At 54.3% G+C, this 293-nt stretch carries 1 rRNA gene; it reads left to right on the top strand.

Annotation, left to right across the window (positions count from 1 at the left end):
- Positions 1 to 293, top strand: a 23S ribosomal RNA gene (locus J9892_RS21340); the annotation flags it as partial.

Here is a 293-nt window from a genome sequence, read left to right as displayed (position 1 = left end):
CAGCCATCATTTAAAGAAAGCGTAATAGCTCACTAGTCGAGTCGGCCTGCGCGGAAGATGTAACGGGGCTCAAACCAGGCACCGAAGCCGCGGATTCACACTAAGTGTGAGTGGTAGGGGAGCGTTCTGTAAGTCTGCGAAGGTGTGTCGAGAGGCATGCTGGAGATATCAGAAGTGCGAATGCTGACGTAAGTAACGATAAAGGGGGTGAAAAGCCTCCTCGCCGGAAGACCAAGGGTTCCTGTCCAACGTTAATCGGGGCAGGGTGAGTCGACCCCTAAGGTGAGGCCGAA

Source organism: Aeromonas sp. Prich7-2 (genome assembly GCF_017939255.1).
Taxonomy (GTDB): domain Bacteria; phylum Pseudomonadota; class Gammaproteobacteria; order Enterobacterales; family Aeromonadaceae; genus Aeromonas; species Aeromonas caviae.
This window is presented reverse-complemented; position numbering and strand designations above follow the sequence as displayed.